At 59.3% G+C, this 17,726-nt stretch carries 19 protein-coding genes; 8 read left to right on the forward strand and 11 right to left on the reverse strand.

What is annotated here, in order from left to right; translation table 11 throughout:
• Positions 1–56 precede the first annotated feature (56 nt).
• Genes ACR0BD_RS01205 through ACR0BD_RS01225 form a run of 5 tightly spaced genes read left to right on the forward strand, consistent with a single transcriptional unit; the run spans position 57 to position 3,045 of the window.
• Positions 57–491 (forward strand): hypothetical protein, encoded by a 435-nt coding sequence (locus ACR0BD_RS01205; RefSeq protein WP_480828425.1) that lies wholly within the window; start codon positions 57–59, stop codon positions 489–491.
• Positions 488–1,153, forward strand: coding sequence for a MotA/TolQ/ExbB proton channel family protein (locus ACR0BD_RS01210; protein WP_480828426.1), 666 nt, complete (start codon positions 488–490; stop codon positions 1,151–1,153). The genes ACR0BD_RS01205 and ACR0BD_RS01210 overlap by 4 nt, the downstream gene beginning before the upstream one ends.
• The gene (locus tag ACR0BD_RS01215; RefSeq protein WP_480695796.1) at positions 1,146–1,511 is read left to right on the forward strand and encodes an ExbD/TolR family protein; all 366 of its coding nucleotides are present in this window, start codon (positions 1,146–1,148) and stop codon (positions 1,509–1,511) included. Before ACR0BD_RS01210 ends, ACR0BD_RS01215 begins: the two co-directional genes overlap by 8 nt.
• Positions 1,508–1,885: an ExbD/TolR family protein gene (locus ACR0BD_RS01220; protein WP_480695795.1), complete on the forward strand. Its 378-nt coding sequence runs from the start codon at positions 1,508–1,510 to the stop codon at positions 1,883–1,885. The genes ACR0BD_RS01215 and ACR0BD_RS01220 overlap by 4 nt, the downstream gene beginning before the upstream one ends.
• Positions 1,882–3,045, forward strand: coding sequence for an energy transducer TonB family protein (locus ACR0BD_RS01225; protein ID WP_480828427.1), 1,164 nt, complete (start codon positions 1,882–1,884; stop codon positions 3,043–3,045). The genes ACR0BD_RS01220 and ACR0BD_RS01225 overlap by 4 nt, the downstream gene beginning before the upstream one ends.
• Before the next feature lie 145 nt (positions 3,046–3,190).
• On the opposite strand, the gene ACR0BD_RS01230 is transcribed toward ACR0BD_RS01225, so the two are convergent.
• The 5 genes from ACR0BD_RS01230 to ACR0BD_RS01250 are packed head-to-tail and all read right to left on the reverse strand — an operon-like array spanning position 3,191 to position 7,388.
• The gene (locus ACR0BD_RS01230) at positions 3,191–3,733 is read right to left on the reverse strand and encodes a DUF3833 domain-containing protein (RefSeq protein ID WP_480695791.1); all 543 of its coding nucleotides are present in this window, start codon (positions 3,731–3,733) and stop codon (positions 3,191–3,193) included.
• On the reverse strand, positions 3,730–4,347 hold the full coding sequence (locus ACR0BD_RS01235) for a DUF3833 domain-containing protein (RefSeq protein ID WP_480695789.1): 618 nt from the start codon (positions 4,345–4,347) through the stop codon (positions 3,730–3,732). The genes ACR0BD_RS01230 and ACR0BD_RS01235 overlap by 4 nt, the downstream gene beginning before the upstream one ends.
• Positions 4,344–5,567 carry an MFS transporter gene (locus ACR0BD_RS01240; protein ID WP_480828428.1) on the reverse strand — a complete coding sequence of 408 codons (1,224 nt, stop codon included), beginning with the start codon at positions 5,565–5,567 and terminating at the stop codon, positions 4,344–4,346. The genes ACR0BD_RS01235 and ACR0BD_RS01240 overlap by 4 nt, the downstream gene beginning before the upstream one ends.
• Positions 5,567–6,103 (reverse strand): hypothetical protein, encoded by a 537-nt coding sequence (locus ACR0BD_RS01245; RefSeq protein ID WP_480695786.1) that lies wholly within the window; start codon positions 6,101–6,103, stop codon positions 5,567–5,569. The genes ACR0BD_RS01240 and ACR0BD_RS01245 overlap by 1 nt, the downstream gene beginning before the upstream one ends.
• Positions 6,066–7,388 carry an NAD(P)/FAD-dependent oxidoreductase gene (locus tag ACR0BD_RS01250; protein WP_480695784.1) on the reverse strand — a complete coding sequence of 441 codons (1,323 nt, stop codon included), beginning with the start codon at positions 7,386–7,388 and terminating at the stop codon, positions 6,066–6,068. The genes ACR0BD_RS01245 and ACR0BD_RS01250 overlap by 38 nt, the downstream gene beginning before the upstream one ends.
• 198 nt (positions 7,389–7,586) lie before the next feature.
• On the opposite strand from ACR0BD_RS01250, the gene ACR0BD_RS01255 reads away from it, so the two are divergent.
• Positions 7,587–8,312, forward strand: coding sequence for an SDR family NAD(P)-dependent oxidoreductase (locus ACR0BD_RS01255; protein WP_480828429.1), 726 nt, complete (start codon positions 7,587–7,589; stop codon positions 8,310–8,312).
• An 18-nt stretch (positions 8,313–8,330) separates the two neighbouring features.
• On the opposite strand, the gene ACR0BD_RS01260 is transcribed toward ACR0BD_RS01255, so the two are convergent.
• Positions 8,331–9,983 (reverse strand): Y-family DNA polymerase, encoded by a 1,653-nt coding sequence (locus ACR0BD_RS01260; RefSeq protein ID WP_480828430.1) that lies wholly within the window; start codon positions 9,981–9,983, stop codon positions 8,331–8,333.
• Positions 9,984–10,045: 62 nt separating this feature from the next.
• Positions 10,046–10,333 carry an I78 family peptidase inhibitor gene (locus ACR0BD_RS01265; RefSeq protein WP_480828431.1) on the reverse strand — a complete coding sequence of 96 codons (288 nt, stop codon included), beginning with the start codon at positions 10,331–10,333 and terminating at the stop codon, positions 10,046–10,048.
• Between the two features lie 130 nt (positions 10,334–10,463).
• Between ACR0BD_RS01265 and ACR0BD_RS01270 the strand changes: the two genes are divergently transcribed.
• Positions 10,464–11,576 carry an S-(hydroxymethyl)glutathione dehydrogenase/class III alcohol dehydrogenase gene (locus ACR0BD_RS01270; protein WP_480828432.1) on the forward strand — a complete coding sequence of 371 codons (1,113 nt, stop codon included), beginning with the start codon at positions 10,464–10,466 and terminating at the stop codon, positions 11,574–11,576.
• A gap of 52 nt (positions 11,577–11,628) precedes the next feature.
• On the opposite strand, the gene ACR0BD_RS01275 is transcribed toward ACR0BD_RS01270, so the two are convergent.
• The 3 genes from ACR0BD_RS01275 to ACR0BD_RS01285 all read right to left on the reverse strand — a co-directional run bounded on the left by ACR0BD_RS01275 (position 11,629) and on the right by ACR0BD_RS01285 (position 16,101).
• A complete protein-coding gene (locus ACR0BD_RS01275) occupies positions 11,629–12,567 on the reverse strand; it encodes a DMT family transporter (protein ID WP_480828433.1) in 939 nt (312 codons plus the stop codon).
• 153 nt (positions 12,568–12,720) lie between these two features.
• Positions 12,721–13,134 (reverse strand): group III truncated hemoglobin, encoded by a 414-nt coding sequence (locus ACR0BD_RS01280; RefSeq protein ID WP_480828434.1) that lies wholly within the window; start codon positions 13,132–13,134, stop codon positions 12,721–12,723.
• 48 nt (positions 13,135–13,182) lie between these two features.
• Entirely contained in the window at positions 13,183–16,101 is a 2,919-nt protein-coding gene (locus tag ACR0BD_RS01285; RefSeq protein WP_480828435.1) for an error-prone DNA polymerase, read from the reverse strand.
• A gap of 110 nt (positions 16,102–16,211) precedes the next feature.
• Between ACR0BD_RS01285 and ACR0BD_RS01290 the strand changes: the two genes are divergently transcribed.
• Positions 16,212–16,676 (forward strand): DUF1203 domain-containing protein, encoded by a 465-nt coding sequence (locus ACR0BD_RS01290; protein ID WP_480828436.1) that lies wholly within the window; start codon positions 16,212–16,214, stop codon positions 16,674–16,676.
• Here ACR0BD_RS01290 and ACR0BD_RS01295 read toward each other — a convergent pair.
• The gene (locus tag ACR0BD_RS01295; RefSeq protein WP_480828816.1) at positions 16,673–17,665 is read right to left on the reverse strand and encodes an ABC transporter ATP-binding protein; all 993 of its coding nucleotides are present in this window, start codon (positions 17,663–17,665) and stop codon (positions 16,673–16,675) included. The two genes, ACR0BD_RS01290 and ACR0BD_RS01295, sit on opposite strands and share 4 nt — an antisense overlap.
• Positions 17,666–17,726 lie beyond the last annotated feature (61 nt).

A 17,726-nucleotide genomic window follows, 5' to 3' on the forward strand; every position in this document is an offset into this window, starting at 1 on the left:
GCCTGCACAGTCTTGCGGGCCGTCGATGCGCGCATTGAATAATCGGGAGCACGTAAATGCTGTTTCTCCGTCTGTCCCTCACCGTTTTGCTAACTATTGTTCTGCCTGGCGCAGCACTGGCACAGAGCCAAAGCGACGCTCAGGGTGATCTGATGATCGAACTGAACACGGTGCAGGACGTCGACCAGGCGTGTCGCCTGACATTTGTTGTACAAAACAAAACCGGTACCGCAATTGACGCGGCCAGTTTTGAGACCGTGATTTTTGATGCCTCGGGCAGCGTTGTCAGCCTGTCGCTGTTCAATTTCCGGGACCTTCCAGCGGATCGGCCGCGTGTACGCCAGTTTGATTTGCCGAACAGAACTTGTGACATGGTCGGGCAGGCACTGATTAATGGGTCCAGCGCCTGTGTTGTGGATGGGTCGGACAGCCAGCTTTGCCATGATGCTTTGAAACTGAGCAGTCGAACCGAAGTGGAGTTGCTGGGATGAGCCCGATGGAAGCGTTGCGCGCAATAGTGGCGCTAGGCGGACCGGTTGTTGCGATCCTGATTGCCATGTCCGTGGTGACCCTTGCGGTTACGCTCTACAAGCTTTGGCAGTTTACGGCGTCGGGTGTCGGACGGCACCGTGTGCTGTCTCAGGCACTTGCTGCCTGGGATGACGGGGATGTTCAGACCGCGCGTGCGCGTCTGGCCAAAAGCCGAAGCTACCTTGCGCCGTTGGTGCAAGTCGCCATGGATGCGCCGGAAACACCGGGACTGGATCAACGTCTGGATGCCGAGGCGGGTCTGGCGCTGGCAGGGCTTGAGCGTGGCTTTCGTCTTTTGGACACGGTTGCGCAACTGGCGCCATTGCTGGGCTTGTTCGGAACTGTTCTGGGTATGATCGAAGCGTTCCAAAGCCTGCAAGCGGCGGGTTCATCCGTTGATCCGTCATTGTTGGCGGGGGGTATCTGGGTTGCTTTGGTGACAACCGCGGTCGGGCTGGCTGTTGCGATGCCTACCTCGATGGTGCTGTCCTGGTTCGAAAGTCGCACGGCCCGTGAAAGGGTTTTTGCAGACAAAGCCTTGCGCACAATTCTGGTGCCGGGGCAGGCGATACCACTGGCGGACAGCACCGAGACGTTGGTGGCTGCGCCCGGACATGCGTAACACAGCCCCATTTGTGCGGCGGCCTTTGTCGATGACACCGCTCATCGACGTAATATTTCTGCTTTTGCTGTTCTTCATGCTGACATCGACATTCTCGAAATATGCTGAGATCGAGCTGAGCAACGCCACCGGCGGCGGCCCACCTTCCGACAGCCCGACCGAGCGGTTGTTTGTCCAGCTAGGCCCAGAGAGGCTTGTGTTAAACGGGTCTGAAATCGCTCTGGACGACCTGACCGCGCAAATCGAGGCCGGGCAGGTTCTGGTAAGCCTTGACCCAGATACAACGTCGCAAAGGCTGGTGGATCTTCTTGTCCGGCTGAGGGGGCGCGAAGGCATCAGCGTTCTGGTGCTGGAATGATCCAAGCGCCGCGCCCCCGCCGCAAACGCGACTCGACGATCGCTCTGATCAACGTCGTCTTTTTGATGCTGATCTTCTTTTTGATCGCAGGCACTGTGGCCGTGCCGTTAGACCCGGACCTTGAGCTTGTCGATACGTCCGATCTGGATGGGCGCGAACCGCCAGATGCGCTGGTTTTGCATCAGGACGGGACACTCAGTTTCCGCGGGAACACGATTGAACCCGAAGCATATATGGAGGGACGCGAGCCCGGCGCTGTCCGAATTGTTCCTGACCGTGCGGCTCCGGGCAGCCGGTTGATCGAAGTTACGGGCACGCTTCGTCGGCTTGGGGCTACTTCTGTTTTTGTGGTGACTGAGAAGGCGCTCGAATGATCCGGGGGTCGATCTTCATTGCGGTGATCGCGATACTGATTTCGTTGGTATTGCATATCATGGGCCTAAGCATCACCGCCCCAAACCTGACACAAGATGCCGGAACGTCAGAGGCACCGGATGCGGTTGAGTTAGGAAACAGCTTTGAGGATCTGACCGATGAAATTGCGGAACCCGTAGAACCGGAAGCCGCCGAAGCCCCCGAACCACCCGTCGAAGAAGCACCGGTCGAAGAACCCCCGGAAGCGCCCGAAGTACCGATCAGCGAAGCGTTGGTGGCCTCGGATGACCCTCAGCGTACCTTCGCCCCCGATGTCGGTGAGGCAGAGGTCGTGAATCCGGCTGCAATTGAGCCTGTTGAACCAGAAGCCGCCGAAACCGAAGATTCAGCGGATGGTGACAAGGCGGCCAGTGAAGATGTGAGCGAAACGCCACCGGTTGAACCGGACGAAATTGCCGAGATTATCGAAGGCGATCCAGACGCCCCCGCCGAGGAAGTCGAGGCCGCGCAGGAGGTTGAGCCGATTACGGCAGAGCCACAAGAGCTGGCCGCTCTGCCCGTGCCTGAGGCTGCTCCGGTTCCTGATGTGTCTGCTGTGCCCGTGGTTCCATTGGAAAATGAGGCGGTCGAACCGGACCTGCCGGAAACAACCGCTGAGCCTGATGAAACCGAGCCGACGTCCGAGCTGGCCGTGACATCGTCAATCCGGCCGCAAAGACCGGAACGACAGCCGACGCCTCAACGACAGGGTGTTAAAGGTGGTGCGCGGGATTTCAGCAACCTCAGATTCCCGGCGCAGGAGATTGAGTCGCCCCTTACGGCATACCGTCGCGAAGGGATCGACGCCTTTACATCAGGGGATAGCGGCACCCGGTCTGGTGGGCGAGGGCCCGGGAATGCGAGTACGACCAACTACGCTGGGCGTGTTCTGGTGCATCTGAACCGTGCGCCCATTGTTTTCGTATCCGCCCGAGGGTTTGCGCAGGTCTTTTTCGAGATCAACCCCGATGGCACTTTGGCATGGGTAGATGTCGTCGATAGCTCGGGATCGCGCGAGGTTGACCGCGCGGCCAAGGATCAGGTCAGAGCGGCTGCCCCCTTCCCACGTCCACCCGGAGGTGCCAGTCGGAAGTTGTCATTCTTCTACACGAGCAACTAGTGGAAAATAGACGCGTGGCCTCGATCTTACTGTTGTACCGCCACCCTCGCAGATCGTTTTAGAGGCGGCGGTCGTGACCTAGATCAATACTTTTGGAAACGAACGCGTAGGTCGTCAGGCCTTGGCTGTCCGTTTTGTCATTTGGCTATTTTTTCTCAAAGAACAGAACAACTTCACCCAGTCGGACGCCATAGCGTGAGACATAAGCGCGGTTCAGCAGCCTGTCATCGGACAGCAACCACATCCAGTCATCGAAGTTCACACGCATGGTGCCATCTTTGACCGGCAGGTCGATCTTGTATTTCCAATTGAACGTATCACCCCGTTCGATCCCGCTGGCGGTGCCCAGAACACCCGGCGCGGTGCCGGTCCAGGTGTCTTCACCTGTTTTGGTCAGGGTCCAGATGCGTTGTTCCGTTGCACCGTCGTCGTACACAAAATCTTCGACCAGAGTCAGCGTCTCACCGTCCCATGTGCCGTCGATATCGACCGTGAACCGGCGCGGGATGTTCCCGAAGATGTCCTGAAACTGGCCGTAGGCGACGGTTTCGCCCTCAAAGAACTCTTCCAGATTCAGTTGCCGGTCGGACAGAAACGACTTGGGCACGCGCGGCTTGGCCGCACAGGAGGCCAGCGCAGTAACCCCAACTATGGCAAGCAACGATATCAGGAACCGACGCGAGATCATTGCAAGGGCCTTGCTTCGGTATCGGCGTCATACCCGTTCGCGCCATTCAGATGCGCAGATTTCGTTTCGGGTGCTGGGCGCATGGTCGCGACCAGTTCAGCGACCTTCAGGCCGAACTTGCGCATCTCGGACCGGTTCATGATGACGCCGTTTTCGGTCAGGTACATCCAGTCAGTGACATCCAGTGTATGCCCACCCGAGTCTTCGGGCAGAATGATCCGGTAGGTCAGTTTGACGGTAGAGCCCGATATCGTGCCCTTCCCTTCCCCGACGATATCATCTGCAGTGGCCGTAAATGTATTGCCGGTGCCCAAGGTCAGGTACCATTTCCGGGTCATCTTCTTGCCGTTGGAATACGTGAAGTATTCCGCCAGCGTGCCCTTGTTTCCGTCCCATTCCCCGACCATGCGGGCCACAAAACTGTTGGTCATCTTACCATTGGGCCCATAAATCAGACCCTCTGACAGGATTTCACCGTTCAGGTTTTCCTTCATTTTGAAGGCAGGTCCGGTTCCCGAATAATCCGCAGGGGATTGGGACCGAAAGCTCAGAAAGCGACCCTTGACGGCAAAAAGAGCGAGAATGGCAAGTAGAACAACGACCAGCAGTTTCATTTGGCTGTGACCTCAGTTGGCAGCGTCAGGACCATTCCAAACGCGCCGAGTTTCAGGATGCAGGGCAGGACGGCATAGGCGAGGGTGAGCGTGCTCAACGCCTCAGCCGAGTTGGGTTGCCCCGGCGTGAATCCACTGCGCTCCAGCAGTGGCAGTGTAAAGAATGCGGCAAGGGCAAGGCCCAGTTTGCCAGCGAAGGACCATATGCCAAAGGCTGCCGAGGCGTTCAGACCCGCGCGCGTCAGAACGACCGAGAACATGGCAGGCAGTACCACCATGTCAGCCCCCAGCGCCGCGCCCGAGGCAATGCAGATCACCGCGAACCCTGTCAGGTTTCCGGCTGACAGGGCTGCCGCACCAACAAAACCGGCGATCGACAGTGGCATCGCAATGATCAGGGTCTGTTTCGGACCAATCCGGTTGCTGAGCCTCGCCCAAAGGGGCACCGTGACACCTGCGCTGAGAAAGAACAGGATCAAAAGCGGCCCCGCTTTCCCCGGCAGTTGCAGGCGGTCTTCGACAAAAAACAAGAAAAGGGTCGATGTGATCGCAACTGGAAGGCTATTGACCAGCGCCAGAAGAAGCAGGCGCAGCGCGCCGGCCTGACCCAATCCCGCAAAGGACAACCCGTCACCAGTGATCGGTGTACGTCGCCACATTGGAAGCGTCATCAGGGCCGTAAGCACCGCCAGCAGGCCCAGAAACACACCAAAGGCCGGATATCCCTGCGCACTTGCTCCAAACGCCAGAAACAGGGCAGGTGCACTGGCTGCGATAACGACCCCGGCCAACTGACCGCCTTCCCGCCATGCGGCAAGGGTCATCAATTCGGTCGGTTCGGGTCGTTTGGCTAAGGTGGCACTTCGACCGTACAACAGGATTGTGCCAAGGCTGTAAGCCGAGAAGAGCAGCACCAAGACAGACACTAATAAGGCAATACTGGCACCTTCAGGCAGGTTGAAGAGTAACGGAAACCCAATCGCCAGACCTAGGGCTGCCGTTGCCGCGAACATCATTTGTGCCTTTGGCCAACGGTCGATCGCCCAACCGATCAGGGGGTCTTGCACCAGATCGACCAGCCGGATCACCAGTAGAAGCGTGCCAATCACACCAAGCCCGATCCCAAGATTGACCGCCGCAAAGCGTGGCAGATGTATATAAAGCGGGATACCCGCTGCCGCGAGCATCAGCGCATAGAGGCTGACTCGCGGATACAGCATTATTGTCCCCGCAATTTCTGCGTGAAGGCGGCCGACCGGGTGTTTTCACCCAGAAAAACGGACATAAAGCTGCGCTTGATGCCGGGATAGGACATCGTGCAGGTCTTGGCCCCGTTCAGCCAAAAGGAAACGCTGTTTGGCCCGTCCGAGACAGCCAGAAACCGGTCGCCTTTCTTGACAGCCTTAAAGCAGACCTCAAGCTGATCGCGCACCGGTGCGGATCGCCCGATGCGGTCCATTTCATCGAGGGTCGAATTGATCAACGCTTTTTTGGTCACATTGCGGCGGTACTGAAGCTCTAGCGCGAAATCCTGCGACCAGTCGAAGGAGGCTCCGTTTTGGGTAAAAAGCTGCGCGTTATATAGCGGCAACCCCAGATAACGATAGGTTGCCTGGCCACGCAGTTGAGCGTCATCCAACGTATTCAGACCAGGTGACGCTGCAACGCCACCAGGGATCAGCAGCAGGCTCCAGATCAATGTCGCGGTCAGGCCGCCCTTACGCAGGGACGGCGCGATCTTTTTCAAGAATGCCATTTTCAGCTCCGAGGGTTTGCGGGGTGCCGTTCAATTGCGCGACGACATGCATCGCGCTGGCAATCCCGTCTTCATGAAAGCCGTGCCTGTTATAGGCGCCGGCAAACCAGGTTCGGTTCTGTCCCTGCATCTCGCGGATTTGCCCTTGTGCCTTGAGGGCGGCCTTGTCGAATACCGGGTGGGCAAATTCGACCTGGTCATAGATTTTATCCGCGGGAATTTCCGATGAAACGTTCAAAGACACGAACAGCGGGTCGCTGTCCGGGATGTTCTGAAGGCGGTTCATCCAATAGGTCACCCCGACATTTCCATTCTGCGAGCGGTAGGTCCAGCTGGACCAGCACGCACGTCGGCGGGGCATTTGGCGCGGGTCGCAGTGTAGGACCGCGCTGTTAGGTTGATACCGGATCGCCCCCAGCGCCGCTTTTTCGGCGTCTGTGGCGCTGTCACCCAGAATGGCGAGCGATTGGTCGGAATGCGTGGCCAAGATGACCTCGTCGAATTGATCGGCATGGCCCTGGCTGTAGACGGTGGCGGCGACATCGTCGCGATGGATATGATCCACAGGTGCCGCAAGCCGAATGTCGCAACCACGGGCGCGTAACGCAGCATCCAGTCGCCGGACATATTCGATGCTGCCGCCCTTAACGGTGTACCACTGATGCTGGTTGGCCCGGCCCGACGCCAGCAGGGCATGGTTGCGGAAGAACTGAACCAGCGATCGCGCTGGGAACTGATCCACAAATTCAACCGGAGTGGACCAGATCGCACCGCACATTGGCATCAGGTAGTTGTGGCGGAACCAGTGACCCAGACGCAGCTGATCCACCAGCTCTCCGATTGTTGTGTCGTCGTCCTGTGCGGCCTCGGGGGCTTCTTTACCGAACCGCAGAATGTCTGCGATCATCTTGTAATATGCGGGCCGCGCCAGATTGCGTTTTTGTGCGGTCAGGGTGCGCAGGTTGTTCAACCCATATTCGATGCGCCCATTGTCGATGGTGGCACCAAAGCTCATTTCAGATTCGATGACAGGGACATTCAGCTCATCGAAAAGCTTCGTCAGGTAAGGGTAGGTGACGTAGTTGAAGACGATAAAGCCGGTATCAACGGGCTGATCGCCGTTCTTTCCCGCCATCACGGTACGGGCATGACCACCAAGCCGGGGTTCAGCCTCATACACTGTTACGTCGTTGTTTTCTGACAGGTAGTAAGCTGCGGATAGACCCGAGATGCCTGCGCCAATTACTGCGATTTTTTTCCGGCCGCCCCGGGATTCGTCGAACATTCCAGCCTCGTTATGTAACGTATTACAACAGGATACGCAGAATAGGCGGGGGTGGATCAATCGGTTTAGAAGAATCTCCGGGATGCACTATGTTGTGACTTCGGGTTACAAGACCAATTACTGACGTTGTCCGACGACGCGTGATCCAGTGCTCTGCCGGGGCCGTAAAAGAACTGAAAAGAATGAAACGGTTCCAGCATGAGCAGCTTTGACGGAAAAACCTACTGGATTATCGGCGCGAGCGAAGGTCTTGGCCGCGCTGTGGCCGAAGCCCTGAGCCGTCAGGGCGCGCGCCTCATCCTGTCGGCGCGCAATGGCGATCGTCTGGCTGAGATCTGTTCGTCTTTGCCTGATGCGCGTGCGATCGTGATGGATGTCACTGATCTAGAGTCTGTTCGCGCCGCTGTGGCGGATGCGGGTGAGGTCGACGGCCTGGTTTACAATGCTGGCGCATATGACCCTATGCGCAGCGGTGATTGGAATACCGAAGCTGCGTTGCGAATGGCAGATGTGAACTATCTCGGGGCCATGCGCGTGCTTGGCGAAACCGTTCCTGGTTTTGTAAAGGCGGGGCGTGGTGAGATTATGTTGATTGGGTCGCTTGCGGGATATCATGGTTTACCTGCAGCAATCGGCTACGCCTCGAGCAAGGCAGCACTGGTGTCATTGGCTGAGACGATGCGGCATGATCTGGCTGGCTCAGGCGTAACGGTGCGCATCGTCAATCCGGGTTTCATCAAAACCCGCCTGACCGAGAAGAACAGTTTCAAGATGCCGATGCTGATGACGCCCGAGGATGCAGCAGATCGGGTGGTCAAAGCGATGTCGCGTCGCCGGTTCCGCACTGATTTCCCGGCACCGTTTTCCTGGGTGATCCGGTTGATCGACTATCTTCCGGATGTGCTGGTCTATCGCGGAAAGTAGACCCTAATTATAGGGTTTTTAGCAAAATTGCCCCTGACAGAACCAACCCGCAGACATCGTGCCGCCATGACCGTAGAACAGCCATAACCGCTCTCCCTGTTCTGTGACCACGACCCAATAGTCGCGTACGCCGCTGCGCCAGTTCGGATCGTCGAGCCACCATTCGGGCGCGATACGTTCCGGGCCGGTGGCTTGCGACAACTGCCAGCTGCGCCCGCGCCACCGAAAGGTGTGGGGTACGTTCGGGGTTTCCGGGCCCATCACAGGCTCGGGTTGCCACATTTGCAACGGCCTGGGGCGGGGCGGCGCAGGCCAGTCACGCGCAGGTTCGGACCATGCCGCCGCCAGCACCTGTGCGGTTTTCTCGGGGATGTGCGAGGCTGCGGGGTGCCGCCGAGTGATTGCGTCCAGGCCCACCCGCGCACCCAATTTGCCGATCAGGTCTTCGACGGCGGTATTGCCGTCCAGCCGGTCGCGGGCAACGCGGCGGGCTTCGGCATGGCCCGCCAGAGTGCGGGCGTGTATCGGTTCGGTCTGCACCGCCTCAAGCCGCAACATGTCGATGCCATAGCCCGCGTCGATGTTATCAATTTTCATCTCTAACAAAGGGCGAATACGGTGTTTGTCATAGGTCGGGCGGGCCAGCCCGACCTCGATGATCTCAGCCGCCTGATCGGCGCGGTGGGCCTCAAGCCGCAAGGTTCGCACCCCGCGCCCTTTCTCTTCCAGCTTGGCGCAGAGCGTTGGCAACACCCGGTCAATGGCCGCCATCACATCCTCGGCCAGACCAATCGGGTTGGGCAGGGTCATCCGCACCGCGAAATGATGTGGCGGACGGGCGGGTGAGACCGGCTCGGGCGCGCTGCCCATCGCCTGATCCAGCCGCAGTACCAGCCCACGCCCAAACCGCCGCGCCAGCGATGCGCGTGGCTGCCCCAGCAGATCACCCACCCGGCGCAGGCCCAGACGGTTCAGCTGCGCGACCACCTGATCCTCCAAGCGTAGCGCCGCAATGGGCAAAGGGCTGAGCGCGCCATAGGATTGCCCCGGCGCTGCAATCCGTGCGCCACCGCCCAGGGCCACCACCTGCGGCGCGGCCCCACCCTTGGTCCAGTGTCGCCGTTTGGTGGCGCGGGCGCGGGTGGCGCGGGCCTCCTGGCTGATGGCGTCGCCATTGCGATCCGAGACAGCCTCTTGCCCCGCATAGCGCGCCAAAGCCCAGGCCGCGCCCAGCGTATCAGCAATGCCCATCTGCACGCTGAGGCCCATATCGGCGCAGTCGGTTTCAATCACGTTCAACAACGCCTTTTCCCCGCCAAACAGATGGGCGCAACCTGACAGATCGACGATCAGGCCATCGGGGGCTTCTTCGGCGACCCAAGGGCTGAACTTGCCCACCCAGCGGCGTAGCGCGGTCAGAAAGGCAGCCTCTGCCGGGGCGTTGCGCGGGCGTGTCACCAGCGCGGCACACATGGCGTGGGCGTCCCGCACCGGCTGACCCACATGCAAACCAGCCGCCTGTGCCTGATCATTCAGTGAGGTGATGACCTGCATGTTGGACTGCTCGGTCACGATAGCCAAAGGCCCATCCTGCAGGCCCCGCGCGGCGCGGACCAACCGTTCAGCCCCCAGACGGGGAAACCAGAGTGAGAGTATTCGGCGTTTGAGCATCGGCAGACATCAAAAATGTTCCCATTTTGTTCTTACTCTAGAATCACGAGGGGAGTCTATGCCTACCCACAAACCAGACGCTGAATGACCCCGGCGTCGTCCACGTAAACATTCAGCCGGTCAATACGGTAATCCTGCGTGACCGCAGTATCGGGCCCCAGAACCCGTGCCCGCTCTGGCAGTGTGTCTTGAATGGTTGAAACCGGCTGACCGACTGAGTTGGCAAAAGGCTCACCCAGACAAAAGGCCAGATCAACAGGGGCGGGTTCAGATGCCCGAGGTGTGTTCGCAGGCGTAGGTGTTTCGGCACAGGCGGCCAACAGGATCAAAAGGGCAAGAAAACGGTACATTGGCGCTCCTTTTTCCGACAATGTCGTTTCTGCAATATCAGATGTTTAGCGGGTCTGTCATGAAAGCGCAGTTGAAAACGCCCTGCATTTGACGCAGGGTCGGGGCAAATTTGACAGGGAGACAAGCACAATGCGTACCCGTGCCGCCGTCGCCGTTCAGGCAGGCAAACCTTTGGAAGTGATGGATGTGAACCTCGAAGGCCCCAAAGCCGGTGAAGTTCTGGTTGAAATCAAGGCTACCGGCATCTGCCACACCGATGAATTCACCCTGTCGGGCGCTGACCCCGAGGGGCTGTTTCCCGCAATTCTGGGGCACGAAGGCGCAGGCGTTGTGGTTGAGGTCGGCCCCGGCGTGACCAGCCTGAAGCCGGGCGACCACGTAATCCCGCTTTACACGCCGGAATGCCGCGAATGCGAATACTGCCTGCACCCAAAGACAAACCTGTGTCAGGCAATCCGCACCACGCAGGGGCAAGGGCTGATGCCCGACGGAACCTCGCGCTTTTCGACGCTGGATGGTGATCCGATCCTGCACTATATGGGCTGCTCGACCTTCTCGAACCACACTGTTCTGCCTGAGATCGCGCTGGCCAAGGTGCGTGAGGACGCACCGTTCGACAAAATTTGCTACATCGGTTGTGGTGTGACCACCGGCATCGGTGCCGTGATCAATACCGCCAAGGTAGAAATCGGTAGCCGTGCGATTGTGTTCGGTCTGGGTGGCATCGGTCTGAACGTCATTCAGGGCCTGCGTCTGGCCGGAGCCGATCAGATCGTCGGCGTCGACCTGAACCCTGCCAAGGTCGAGATGGCCACCAAGTTCGGTATGACCGATTTCGTGAACCCCAAAGAGGTCGAAGGTGATCTGGTGCCCTACCTGGTCGATCTGACCAAGGGTGGCGCGGACTACACATTCGACGCCACCGGCAATGTCGGCGTAATGCGTGACGCGCTGGAATCGGCTCATAAAGGCTGGGGTGAGTCGATCATCATCGGTGTGGCACCTGCGGGCGCCGAAATCTCGACCCGTCCGTTCCAACTGGTCACCGGTCGCTCATGGCGCGGTACGGCCTTTGGCGGTGCGCGGGGCCGGACCGATGTGCCGAAAATTGTCGACTGGTACATGGAAGGCAAGATCGAGATCGACCCGATGATCACCCACACCATGGATCTGGACGACATCAATCACGGGTTCGACCTGATGCATAAAGGCGAAAGCATCCGCTCGGTTGTTGTGTACTAAGGTCCTGAATCTGCGATTTTGAGGACGGCGCGCTGTGAATGGCGCGCCGTTTTTATTTGCCGGGCCGGGTTGCGCCCGTGTCGGACCGCGGCGAGCGTACCCGCAGAACCGGGGTGTTGACCGACGATGTATTCGCCCGGCTTTCGCGCCAGACCACATAGACGCCTGAAGCGATGATGATGCTGGCCCCGACCGCGACCCAACCATCGGGCCGCTCGTTGAAAAAGACCATGCCGAACAGCGTTGCCCATATGATCTGGCTATATTGGCTGGGGGCGACGACCCCGGCGGGCGCGGCGCGATAGGCAAGGATGATCAGGTGTTGTGCGATGACCGAGAACACGCCCACCAGCGCCATCATCGCCAGATGCAGCAGCGAGGGTGGCTGGTAAACGGCGGGTTGCATCAAGCTCATGACGACAATGGCCAATAGCATGGGATAGAGGATCAGCACGGCCGATCGTTCCTCATTCCCGATCTTGCGCACCAAAACAGACCCTAACGCGCTGGAAAAGGCCGCCGTCAGGGCCGCGAGATGGCCCAGAGTGATATCCGTAGCACCGGGGCGCAGGACGATCAGAACCCCGATCAGGCCACAGCCGACAGCGGCCCAACGTTGAGCGCGCACGACCTCTCCCAATATCGGGATCGACAGGACGGTCACGAACAAGGGAAAGGCAAACAGAAGTGAATAGACCTCGGCCAATGGCAGCGCCGAGAAAGCGTAGAAGGCGCAGACCATGGATGTGACCATCAGGGCCGAGCGCAGCAGCACCAGCCACGGGTGATGTGGCAGGAAATTTCCCGTTGTCCGGTCGGTCAGGATCGTCACGGCCATTGGAACAAAGGAAAACAGCGTGGCGAAGAAGATGATCTGCATTACCGAATAGGCCCCGCCCAACACCTTGATCAGCACGTCGTGGGTCGCGAAGACGGCAAAGCCCGCAAACGCATAGCCAAGTCCCCGAAGGGTGGTGTTCTGAGTGCTCATAGTCTGGCCTCGGGCAATTGTCGGTGTGTTGGCGATCTGCCGAATGCAGCGCGAGCTGGAGCTCGGGCTGTGTGGATACTGATTAAACCGAATTCGTGGGGGCGAATAGCCCCTATTTTACCGCTAACATGTCAAACCCGCCATGACCTGAGATCAACGCAGGATCGGCGGTGCATCCTTTGGTTGGCGCGCAGATTGCACGCCGACCCGCATCCCCGCTCCGATCCGCCGGGCCAAAGCGACCCACGGTGTTGCGGTTTCTGCAGGCAAGGTTTGGTTTGCAACTTCTTCGAACAGGTCCAGCCAATGGGCGAACATTTCTGGCTGGACGTCGGGGCGTTCTATGTGAACCCGTTGTGGATTGCCGTCATAGCTGCGCTCAAACAGGATGGCGTTGCGCCAGAAGGCAGCGATTTTGTCCTCATGCGCAGGCCAGTCGTGGACATGTTTGTTAAAGACCGGCCCCAGCACCGCATCCTCGCGTACGCGGGCATAAAAGGCGCGGACCTGTGCGTTGATTTGCGCAGGCGTCGCCGGAAAGCGCGGAGGCAGGGGTGGTCTGGTCATGAATACACCGAAATCGACTCTGTTTTGGGGCAATATCCGTTTGTCGTGTCAGGCAACAGGCGTGGTTTTGTCGCGTGGTTCGGGCGTCAGGATATGCCGTAGCAGGGCGACCGGGTGCGCCCGCAAGCTAAGGCGGGTGGCCACGTAATCCTCGACCACTTGCTCGCCCAGCGTCATCTGCGGCAGATAGGCTGCGGGTTCATCCAGCGCCTCGCCCTCCAGATCCTGCGAGAACAGGGGCAGGGGTTTGGCGGTCGCGATCGCCTTGGCCTGCCACAGCGCCTCGCGCCTTGTCAGGTCGCAGGCGGCGAAGGCATCGGCCTCGGCCAACCGCTCGATCACCGACGGGCCAAGTCCCGCGCGCCGCCAGACGTCATCGACCTGATGGTAACCATTTCCGCGCGCGGCGGTCAGCCAACTGGCGTCTTCCTCGCTGAGGCCCTTGATCTGGCGGAACCCCAGCCGCAGGGCCAACCCGCCGTGACCGTCGGGTTCCATCACATTGTCCCAGAAACTGGCATTGATGCAGACCGGGCGCACCTGCACCCCATGTTCGCGCGCGTCTCGCACGATTTGCGCGGGCGCATAGAACCCCATCGGCTGTGAGTTCAGCAGCGCGCAGGCGAAGATGCCCGGATGGTGGCATTTGATCCAGGCCGAGGCATAGACCAGTAGCGCAAAACTGGCCGCGTGGCTTTCGGGGAAGCCATAGGACCCAAACCCCTCAATCTGCGAAAAACAGCGCTCGGCAAACTCATCGTCATAGCCGTTGCGTTTCATCCCCCGCAGGAAAAGAGCGCGGAATTCGCTGACATTGCCGTGTTTCTTGAACGTCGCCAGCGAGCGACGCAGGCGGTCGGCCTGTTCCGGGGTGAAACCTGCGCCAACGATGGCAATCTGCATCGCCTGTTCCTGAAACAGCGGCACGCCCAGCGTTTTGCCCAGCACTTCACCCAACGCATCCGAGGGGAAGCTGACCTCCTCCTCTCCGTTTCGTCGTCGAATGTAAGGGTGAACCATGTCTCCCTGAATGGGGCCGGGGCGGATGATGGCGACCTCGATCACCAGATCATAGAAATTGCGTGGCCGCATCCGAGGCAGAAAGTTCATCTGCGCGCGTGATTCCACCTGAAACACGCCGATACTGTCTGCCTTGCAGAGCATGTCGTACACCGCCGGATCCTCGGGCGGCAGGGTGGCAAGGGTGTAGCTCGTTTGGTGATGCTGGGTGATCAGATCGAACGCCTTGCGGATACAGGTCAGCATCCCAAGGCTCAGCACATCGACCTTGAGAATACCCAAGCTGTCGATATCGTCCTTGTCCCAGCAGATGACCGTACGGTCCTCCATCGTGGCGTTTTCGATGGGGACAAGTTCGTCCAATCGTCCTTCGGTGATGATGAACCCACCGACATGCTGAGACAGGTGGCGGGGGAAACCGTCTATCTCGTAGACCAACATTAGAGTCTGTTTTAGGCGCTTATCTTCTGGATCCAGGCCGATCTCACGCATCCGCTCGGCCTCAAGCCCTTTGGCCGAGAAGAAGCCCCATAGCTGTGAGGACAGAGCCGAGATCGTATCCTCGGTCAGGCCCATCGCCCGCCCCACCTCGCGGATCGCACGCTTACCACGATAATGGATCACGGTGGCGCAGAGGCCCGCGCGGTGGCGGCCATAGCGGTCATAGATGTGCTGGATCACCTCTTCGCGGCGTTCATGTTCGAAATCGACGTCTATGTCGGGGGGCTCGTCCCGCGCCTCGGACACGAAGCGTTCGAACACCATCGTGCCCAGTTCCGGGCTGACCTCGGTGATGCCGAGGCAATAGCAGACCACTGAATTGGCCGCCGAGCCGCGCCCCTGACACAGGATATCGCGGGAGCGGGCGAATTTGACGATATCGCGGACGGTGAGGAAATAGGGCTCATATTTCAGCTTGCCGATTAGGGTCAGCTCATGCGTCAGCATTTTTTTGGCCTTTTCCGAGGGCCCCGTTGGATAACGCCATTTCAGCCCTTCATGGGCTAGACGGTGTAAGCGCTGGGCCGGGGTTTCCTGTTCGCTGCCCTCGCTGGGATATTCATAACGCAGCTCATCCAGCGAGAATTGCAGCTGTTCGCTGAGTATGTGGGCGCGGGCCACAGCCCCCTCATGACCTTTGAAGATACGCAGCATTTCGGCCTCGGACCGCAGGCGTTGTTCGCCATTGGCCAGGGCATTGCGGCCCAGATCATCGACCTTGCGGCGCAGGCGGATGGCGGTCAGGACGTCGGCCAGTTTACGGCGAGCACCGTGATGCATCATCGGTGTGGCACTGGCTAGGGTCGGGATGTCGATTTGCTGCGATTCAGTCTCTAATTCGTGAAAATAGACGTTATCAGCCCCGTCATACCGGGGGTGCATCAACAGATGCATCCGTCCAGCAAAGCGGCGCGTCAACTGTTGCGCCTGTGTCCGCCATGCGCCCGCGCCGCCCTGCGACCGGGTCGCCTGTGGCCAGAGGAGCAGGTGGAGACCGTCGGAGAACTCCAGAAGGTCGGACAGGTGCAGGATGCAGTTGCCTTTCTCAGCCCGCAGGCGGCCTGCGGACAGGATACGGCACAGGTTACCCCAGCCCTGCCGGTTCAGGGGCAGGGCGGTGACGGTGGGCGCGTCGGTAAAGATCAACCGTGCGGCGGGGATCAGGCGGGGGACTGCGTGGATGGGATACGAAGGCGGTTTGGGAATGTGATCGGGGCAGGGCGGGCCGATGGATGTGTGCTGCGCCTCCCACTCCAGCCGTTCGCGCACCTTGCGGGCGATCTCGCGCCCTTGGGTATGGGCGCGGACGACTCCGGCGACTGAGTTGTCATCGGCAATCGCGACGGCGGGCAGACCCAGGGTCACGGCACGCTCCATATACTCCTCGGGGTGCGAGGCCCCGGTGAGAAAGGTGAAATTCGACGTGATCGACAGCTCGGCATGCATGGCGATTCCACATTATATTCACCTTTTGTTCTTTTTCGAGTCCTTTGCGCAGGAAACGGGTCGCTTAGGCTTGTCCCACTGAGCAAGGTGGTAGAAAAAGGAGACCCGAGATGTTCAAGATCACTGCCCTGCCCACAACCCAGGTACGTGCGCTTCAGGCCGGGGGGCCGGACGCTTACGGCGCCGCGCCCGAGCGTGCTGTTTCAAACGGTGCCGGCAATCCCTGCCGTCATTGTCTGCAAAATATTCCCGAAGGCCACGAGATGTTGATACTGGCACATCGCCCTTTCTTAGAGACACATCCATATGCCGAAACGGGTCCGATATTCCTGTGTGCTGCCCCGTGCGAGCGATATGAAGGCGCGGCCTTGCCCGAGATTTTAACAACTTCCCCTGACTATCTGATCAAGGGGTATGGGATGGACGACCGGATCGTCTATGGCACCGGCAAGATTGCCTCTAAGGAACAGATTGGCGTTGCGGTAAAGGATATCTTTGATCGCCCCGACATTGCCTATATCCACGTGCGATCCGCCCGGAACAACTGCTATCAGGCGCGGATCGACCGGGCCTAAAGCTTAACCCTATGGATCCCTCGGCGCGGCTGATCGTGGTCGTCCGCCGGGGCATCGCCTGCGCGACTAGAGGTCAACGCAAGAAAGACGTCTTCTAGATCGGCCTCTTCGGTGCGGACGTCACGGATGCGGATATTCGCAGTGCGCACGGATTCCAGAACCTGCTCGGCACTGGTCTGGGTGCTGCGATACTGCAGTACAAGGCTGCCATCGTCGCGAAGCCCCGCGTCGACCCCATCGGTGGCAGGCAATTCGATAACAGGGCTATCAGGGATGATCACCATTGTGCGGCTGTCCATCCGGCTAAGCAGGTTCGAAGTGCTGTCCTGTGCGATCTTTTCACCATGGTTGATGATTGCGATCTCGTCGCACATCTCTTGCGCTTCTTCGAGGTAGTGCGTGGTCAGGATGATGGTCATACCCTGTTCGTTCAGCCTGCGAACATTTGTCCACAGCATCTGGCGCAGTTCAATATCGACGCCCGCCGTGGGTTCATCCAACACAAGGATTTTCGGATGATGCACCAGCGCCTTTGCCAGCAACAGCCGCCGCCGCATGCCGCCCGACAGCGTACGCGCATAGGCCTCGGCCTTGTCGCTGAGGCCGACGAGTTCCAGAATCTCATCGCTGCGGCGCTGCGCCTTTGGGACGCCGTATAACCCGGCCTGCACTTCCAGAGCACCGCGCGGGGTAAAGAATGGGTCGAGATTAAGCTCTTGCGGCATGACCCCGATTGCCGCGCGGGACTGGCGTGGGTGTTGGTCCTGATCAAAGCCCCAGATCGACACATTGCCCGACGTTTTCACCACCAGACCCGCGAGAATATTGATCAACGTTGATTTTCCTGCCCCGTTTGGCCCCAAAAGACCAAAGACGGAACCCCGTGGAACAGTCAGGTCAATACCTTTCAAGGCGTGCTTTTCGGGTTGCCCCTTACCGCCGCGATAGGTCTTGCGCAGTCCTTCGATCCTGATTGCCGCATCACTCATGTGGCTCTTGCCCCCGGTTTGCTCATCGCTCATAAACGCACCTAATACATGCCCGCGAGGC

Source organism: Ruegeria sp. G5 (assembly GCF_056533365.1).

Coding starts and splice junctions, on each gene's coding strand:
- ACR0BD_RS01205 (WP_480828425.1), top strand. CDS start 57: ATGCTGTTTCTCCGTCTGTCCCTCACCGTTTTGCTAACTATTGTTCTG.
- ACR0BD_RS01210 (WP_480828426.1), top strand. CDS start 488: ATGAGCCCGATGGAAGCGTTGCGCGCAATAGTGGCGCTAGGCGGACCG.
- ACR0BD_RS01215 (WP_480695796.1), top strand. CDS start 1,146: ATGCGTAACACAGCCCCATTTGTGCGGCGGCCTTTGTCGATGACACCG.
- ACR0BD_RS01220 (WP_480695795.1), top strand. CDS start 1,508: ATGATCCAAGCGCCGCGCCCCCGCCGCAAACGCGACTCGACGATCGCT.
- ACR0BD_RS01225 (WP_480828427.1), top strand. CDS start 1,882: ATGATCCGGGGGTCGATCTTCATTGCGGTGATCGCGATACTGATTTCG.
- ACR0BD_RS01230 (WP_480695791.1), bottom strand. CDS start 3,733: ATGATCTCGCGTCGGTTCCTGATATCGTTGCTTGCCATAGTTGGGGTT.
- ACR0BD_RS01235 (WP_480695789.1), bottom strand. CDS start 4,347: ATGAAACTGCTGGTCGTTGTTCTACTTGCCATTCTCGCTCTTTTTGCC.
- ACR0BD_RS01240 (WP_480828428.1), bottom strand. CDS start 5,567: ATGCTGTATCCGCGAGTCAGCCTCTATGCGCTGATGCTCGCGGCAGCG.
- ACR0BD_RS01245 (WP_480695786.1), bottom strand. CDS start 6,103: ATGGCATTCTTGAAAAAGATCGCGCCGTCCCTGCGTAAGGGCGGCCTG.
- ACR0BD_RS01250 (WP_480695784.1), bottom strand. CDS start 7,388: ATGTTCGACGAATCCCGGGGCGGCCGGAAAAAAATCGCAGTAATTGGC.
- ACR0BD_RS01255 (WP_480828429.1), top strand. CDS start 7,587: ATGAGCAGCTTTGACGGAAAAACCTACTGGATTATCGGCGCGAGCGAA.
- ACR0BD_RS01260 (WP_480828430.1), bottom strand. CDS start 9,983: ATGCTCAAACGCCGAATACTCTCACTCTGGTTTCCCCGTCTGGGGGCT.
- ACR0BD_RS01265 (WP_480828431.1), bottom strand. CDS start 10,333: ATGTACCGTTTTCTTGCCCTTTTGATCCTGTTGGCCGCCTGTGCCGAA.
- ACR0BD_RS01270 (WP_480828432.1), top strand. CDS start 10,464: ATGCGTACCCGTGCCGCCGTCGCCGTTCAGGCAGGCAAACCTTTGGAA.
- ACR0BD_RS01275 (WP_480828433.1), bottom strand. CDS start 12,567: ATGAGCACTCAGAACACCACCCTTCGGGGACTTGGCTATGCGTTTGCG.
- ACR0BD_RS01280 (WP_480828434.1), bottom strand. CDS start 13,134: ATGACCAGACCACCCCTGCCTCCGCGCTTTCCGGCGACGCCTGCGCAA.
- ACR0BD_RS01285 (WP_480828435.1), bottom strand. CDS start 16,101: ATGCATGCCGAGCTGTCGATCACGTCGAATTTCACCTTTCTCACCGGG.
- ACR0BD_RS01290 (WP_480828436.1), top strand. CDS start 16,212: ATGTTCAAGATCACTGCCCTGCCCACAACCCAGGTACGTGCGCTTCAG.
- ACR0BD_RS01295 (WP_480828816.1), bottom strand. CDS start 17,665: ATGAGTGATGCGGCAATCAGGATCGAAGGACTGCGCAAGACCTATCGC.